The organism is Micromonospora sp. NPDC048843, assembly GCF_040649965.1.
GTDB classification, from domain to species: Bacteria; Actinomycetota; Actinomycetes; order Mycobacteriales; family Micromonosporaceae; genus Micromonospora; species Micromonospora hortensis.
Genome location: NZ_JBEZGJ010000299.1, coordinates 1 through 5,393, shown reverse-complemented (window position 1 = coordinate 5,393; position 5,393 = coordinate 1). Strand labels below are relative to the sequence as shown.

Below are 5,393 nucleotides of genomic sequence, written 5' to 3'. Positions count from 1 at the left end.
GGTTGGTCCGACGGCCCCGATCGATATCGCCCTGTGAAGCAGGTCAGCGCATTCCCGCGAATCGCTGCACCTGGTCGATTCCACCCTCGACGATGAGCACCCCGCCCTGGGGAAGAGCGGTGTCGTCGGAGGTGTACCGGAAGCGTTCACCCGGCAGCTTGGCACCGACCACGCGTACCCCGAAGCGCTCCTCCGGTCTCAGGTCGAGCAGTGTGCGCCCGACCAGGGACTCCGGCACCCGGACGGTGGCGATGGCGAAGTCGTCGTCGAACTCGATGAAGTCGAGCAACCGGCTGACGATCAGATGCGCGACTCGGTCCCCGGTCTCCGCCTCCGGGAAGATCACGTGGTGCGCGCCCACCGACGCCAGGATCTTGGCGTGCTTCTGCGAGGTGGCCCGCGCCCAGATCTGGGGCACACCCAGCTCGACCAGCGCCAGCACGGTGAGCACACTCGCCTCCACCGAGGCCCCGATGGCCACCACCGCCCGCCCGAAGCCGGTGATGCCCAGCTGTCGCAGCGCCCCCTCCTCGGTAGCGTCGGCCTGAACCACCCGGTCGAGCTGCGCCGACCAGCGCTGCACCTTCGCCGGGCTGCGGTCGATGGCCAACACCTCGCGGTCCATCCGGGTCAGCGACCCGGCCAGGTGGCAACCGAATCGACCCAGCCCGATCACCACGATGCCGCCGCTGTCCGCCCGTCTAGCCGACACCTCGGCCCTCCCTGCTTCCACTGGCGCCTTCCCGACGTGCGGGCCGGCCGACACTTCCGAAACACGCCCTAGCCGACAATGGGTTGCTCCTGGGGATAGCGGTAGAGCCGGCGTCGGGTGTTCAGGGCGATCGCTGACCCCAGGGTGAGCGTCCCGACCCGGCCGATGAACATCAGCACTGTCAGCACCAGTTGGCCGCCGGCTGGCAGTTCGGCGGCCAGACCGATGGTCAGGCCGGTGGTGCTGAACGCCGAGGTGATCTCGAACAGGGCCGCGACGAAGCGGACGCCCTCGGTGAGCAGCAGCAACAGCATGGTTCCGGCCGTCACCAACGCGACGCTGAGCAGCGCCACGGTGATCGCCTGCCGCTGGCTCGCGGTGGCCACTCGCCGGTGCCCGATCGTCACGTCGGGCTCACCCCGCAGCTCCGCCCAGATGGTGAACGCCAGCAGGAAGAACGTGGAGACCTTGATGCCACCGGCCGTGCTGGCGCTGCCGCCGCCGATGAACATCAGCACGATCAGCAGGGGATAGCTCTCCTCTTGAAGTGCGGCGATGTTCAGGACGCTGTAGCCGCCGGTGCGGCTCAGCGCGATCTGGGTGAACGACGCGAGGATCTTCCCGGGTACGTCGTACTGGCCGATCGTGCTCGCGTTGGTCCACTCGGCGGCGAGCAGGCCAGCGAAACCGAGCAGCAGCAGCGCGGCGCTGCCCCAGATGGTCAACTTCGTCGCCACCGCCCAGCGGGTCGGCTGCCGCCACTCGCGGACCGCCTCGAAGAGCGCGGGAAACCCGAGACCGCCGATGATTGCGCCGATCGCCAGAGGCAGCGACACCCACGGATCACGGCTGAAGGCCAGCAGCCCGTCGCTGTAGAGCGCGAAGCCACCGTTGTTGAACCCCTGCACGGCGTGGAAGGCACCCGACCAGAGGGCCTGCCCGAACGGATAGTCGTAGGCCAGCCAGAGCCGACCGGCGATCAGCACTGTCATCACCGCCTCACAGGCGAAGACGGTCAGCGCTATCCGGCGGAGCAACCGGCCCACCTCACCGATGCCGAACTCCGCCGTCTCGGCCTGCACCAGCAACCGGTTGCGCAGCCCGAGCTGGCTGGAGACCACCAGGATGACCAACGCCGCGACAGTGAGGATGCCGAGGCCGCCGAGCTGGGTGAGCAGGGTGATCACCACCAGTCCCGCGCCGGACCAGTAGTTCGGCGTATCGGTGATGGCCATGCCGGTGACCGACACGGCCGAGGTGGCGGTGAAGAGCGCGGTGACCACGGGTGGGCGTACGTGTTCGACGGTCGCCCAGCGCGTCATGAGCAACAGGGTCCCGAGCAGGATCGGCACCAGGAACGCGAACGGCACCAGCCGCACGGGATTGCGGAAAAACCGGCGCACCAGACAATCTTCCTGGCAGCCCGCGGCCCCGGAGTGGGAACGGGCATTCCGGAGATTCATCTGCCGGCCAGCCATCGACCAACTCCTGGCAAATCACGGGCGGTCTGCTTACCCGGACCATCGATGACAGGAGACGGCGTTGCGACGTACCCTCTCGACCCTCGGCGTGGCCGGCGCTCTGCTCGCCGCCGCCGTGGCCCTGCCGACCGTGGCCGCGGCCGAACCAACTGCCAACGCGGACCGCTCCCGGGCCAACGACCGACCAATCGTGATCGGTCACCGTGGCGCCAGCGGCTACCGGCCCGAGCACACGCTGGAGGCGTACCGGTTGGCGATCCGGATGGGTGCCGACTACATCGAGCCGGACCTGGTCTCCACCTCCGACGGCGTGCTGGTCGCCCGGCACGAGAACGAGATCTCCGGCACCACCGACGTGTCGACCCACCCGGAGTTCGCGGCCCGCAAGGCGACGAAGACCATCGACGGCGTCGCCGTGACCGGGTGGTTCACCGAGGACTTCACCCTCGCCGAGCTGAAGACGCTGCGGGCCAAGGAGCGCCTGCCGCAGGTACGCGTGGCGAACACCGCCTTCGACGGCCGCTTCGAGGTGCCCACCCTCCAGGAGGTCATCGACCTGGCCCGGACCGAGGGGCGGGCACGGGGCCGCACCATCGGCATCTACCCGGAGACCAAGCACCCGAGCTACTTCGCCTCGATCAAACTGCCGTTGGAGGAACCGCTGCTGCGGGTGCTGCGGCAGAACAAGTTGGACCGGAAGAACTCACCGGTCTTCATCCAGTCGTTCGAGACGGCGAACCTGCGCCGCCTGAGCCGCCTGACCGACGTGAAGCTGGTCCAACTGCTCGACGCGACCGGCCGCCCGTACGACTTCACCGTCGCCGGCGACGCCCGCACCTACCAGGATCTGGTCACGCCGGCCGGGCTGAAGTGGATCGCCGGATACGCCGACGGCATCGGCGCGAACAAGAACCTGATCGTCCCCCGGAACGCCGCTGGCGCCCTGCTCGCCCCGACCACAGTGGTACGTGACGCGCACCGGGAGCACCTGCTCGTGCACTCCTGGACGTTCCGCGCCGAGAACCAGTTCCTTCCGGTGGACTTCCGGATCGGCACCGACCCGAACGCGCGTGGCGACATCACCGCCGAGTATGAACTCTTCCTTGGCCTGGGCCTCGACGGCGTCTTCAGCGATCACCCGGACACTGCTGTCGCCGCCCTCGCCGGCCGCTGACGCACACCTCGGCCCGGAGCTGATCCGCTCCGAGTCGACCACCGGGCCGACCACGCCCGGCCCACACGCTGGCCCGCCTTCCGCCACCCGGACGGCGGGCCAGCGGCACGTCCGGGCAGGCCCACTCCTCACGATCGCCCTCGACCGCGCCTCCAAGATCGCACTCGATCCAGGAAGTAGTGGTGTCGTGGCCGCCCGAGGCCACTACAACCAGGATCGAGCACGACCTCGAAGGGGTAGCACCTCACCGAACCGGGCGAATGGTGCGGGGCGACACACGGTTCGGGTGGTCCGTGGGGGTTCGGGCCATCGAGGGCGCGGGCTCCCGGCTGGTAGTGCGGCCCGTTGTAACCTCCGGCCACCTCATTCCTGTTACTTGTGTGTTTCCGCCACATAGCTCGTGGGTGACGTCACTTCTAGCGTGAGCCGTCACGAAGAAGTTCTCTCCCTCTGAGTCCTCATGTGGAGTCGCAATGACGGTCCGGACGACGCGGCGGGCGTTCCTCTCCGCCGCCACGATGATGGCCGCGGCGCTGGCCGCCACGGCCTGTGGCAGCCCGCAGGACACCGCCACCGGCGGCGGCGACAGTGCCGCGCCGGTCAAGGTCGGCCTGGTGTACTCCCAGTCGGGAGCCCTGGCCAGCTATGGAAAGCAGTACATCGAGGGGTTCAAGGCGGGGCTGGACTTCGCCACCAAGGGCACCGGCAAGGTCGGTGACCGGAAGATCGAGCTGACCGAGGTCGACGACGCGGGCGACCCGGCCAAGGCGGTCTCCGCGGCGAAGGACCTGATCGGTAAGGGTACGAAGATCATCGCCGGCTCCACCGCTTCCGGTGTGGCGCTCCAGGTGGCGCCGATCGCGGCGCAGAACAAGGTCCTGTTCATCTCCGGACCAGCCGCGACGGACGCGGTGACCGGCGCGAACAAGTACACCTTTCGCTCCGGTCGGCAGTCCTACCAGGATGTGGTGACCGCCAAGTCGTTCATCGGCGACCCGACCGGCAAGAAGGTAGTGGTCTTCGCCCAGGACGGTGCGTTCGGTGACGCCAACGAGGCAGCCGTCAAGGCCGTCATCGGCAGTGCCGGCGCGACAGTGACCAGCGTCCGCGCTCCGGCCAGTGCCACCGAGTTCACCCCGTTCGCCAGCCAGATCAAGGCCGCCAAGCCGGACCTGCTCTTCGTGGCGTGGGCGGGCACCACCGCCCCGGCCATGTGGCAGACCCTCGACCAGCAGGGCGTCCTCTCGTCCACCACTGTCGTCACCGGCCTGGACATCCGCGCCTCGTGGCCGACCTTCGGTGCTGCCGGCGCGAAGATCTCCTTCCTGTCGCACTACTTCGACGGTGCCAGCGACACCGAGGCCAGCAAGGCGCTGAAGGCCAAGGTCAACACCATCGACCTGTTCCACCCGGACGGCTTCGCCGCCGCGCAGATGGTGGTCCGTGCCGCGCAGGAGGGTGGGGACGACGTCGACAAGATGGTCACCGCCCTGGAGGGCTGGAGCTTCGACGGGGTCAAGGGCAAGATGACCATCCGGGCCGCCGACCACGCGCTGCTCCAGCCGATGTTCCAGGCGAAGCTGACCGGCAGCGGCACCGCGTTCACGGCTACCGCCCAGAAGAGCCTCACCGGTGACGAGACCGCGCCGCCGGCCGTGGCCATGAAGGGCTGACCATGCTCGCCACCCGCGGTCTGACCTGGCGGATCGGTGAGGTCGCCATCGTCGACAGCGTCTACCTCGACCTCGCGCCCGGGGAGTTCCTGGGTGTCATCGGGCCGAACGGCGCCGGTAAGACCTCACTGTTCAACCTGATCACCGGCCTGCGCCGGGCCACCGAGGGTCGGGTCGTCCTGGACGGACAGGACATCGGGGCGCTCCCGCCGCACCGGCGGGCCCGCCTCGGTCTGGGCCGTACCTTCCAGGCGTCCAGCCAGCGCGCCGGTGCCGAAGGAGAACCAGGGGCTCACCCCGGCGCTGAAGTCGCCGTTGTCGATCTGCTCGGGGGCGTCCGGTGGTGGGTCGGC

The 5,393-nt window shown here is 68.8% G+C and carries 5 protein-coding genes; 3 read left to right on the top strand and 2 right to left on the bottom strand.

Annotation, left to right across the window (positions count from 1 at the left end; genetic code table 11):
- Nucleotides 1-43: 43 nt before the first annotated feature.
- Together AB0C20_RS35010 and AB0C20_RS35005 are read right to left on the bottom strand one after the other, a co-directional pair.
- Nucleotides 44-712: a TrkA family potassium uptake protein gene (locus AB0C20_RS35010; RefSeq protein WP_357190210.1), complete on the bottom strand. Its 669-nt coding sequence runs from the start codon at nucleotides 710-712 to the stop codon at nucleotides 44-46.
- Between the two features lie 68 nt (nucleotides 713-780).
- Nucleotides 781-2,115: a potassium transporter TrkG gene (locus tag AB0C20_RS35005; protein ID WP_357190208.1), complete on the bottom strand. Its 1,335-nt coding sequence runs from the start codon at nucleotides 2,113-2,115 to the stop codon at nucleotides 781-783.
- Nucleotides 2,116-2,254: 139 nt separating this feature from the next.
- Here AB0C20_RS35005 and AB0C20_RS35000 point away from each other — a divergent pair, with 139 nt between their 5' ends.
- The 3 genes from AB0C20_RS35000 to AB0C20_RS34990 all read left to right on the top strand — a co-directional run.
- Complete coding sequence (locus AB0C20_RS35000; RefSeq protein ID WP_357190206.1) at nucleotides 2,255-3,367, top strand: glycerophosphodiester phosphodiesterase; 1,113 nt, start codon at nucleotides 2,255-2,257, stop codon at nucleotides 3,365-3,367.
- Nucleotides 3,368-3,840: 473 nt separating this feature from the next.
- The gene (locus AB0C20_RS34995; RefSeq protein ID WP_357190204.1) at nucleotides 3,841-5,040 is read left to right on the top strand and encodes a substrate-binding domain-containing protein; all 1,200 of its coding nucleotides are present in this window, start codon (nucleotides 3,841-3,843) and stop codon (nucleotides 5,038-5,040) included.
- Between the two features lie 2 nt (nucleotides 5,041-5,042).
- Nucleotides 5,043-5,393: ATP-binding cassette domain-containing protein (locus AB0C20_RS34990; protein WP_357569620.1), on the top strand; the 351-nt coding region annotated here is incomplete at its 3' end.

Coding starts and splice junctions, on each gene's coding strand:
- AB0C20_RS34995 (WP_357190204.1), top strand. CDS start 3,841: ATGACGGTCCGGACGACGCGGCGGGCGTTCCTCTCCGCCGCCACGATG.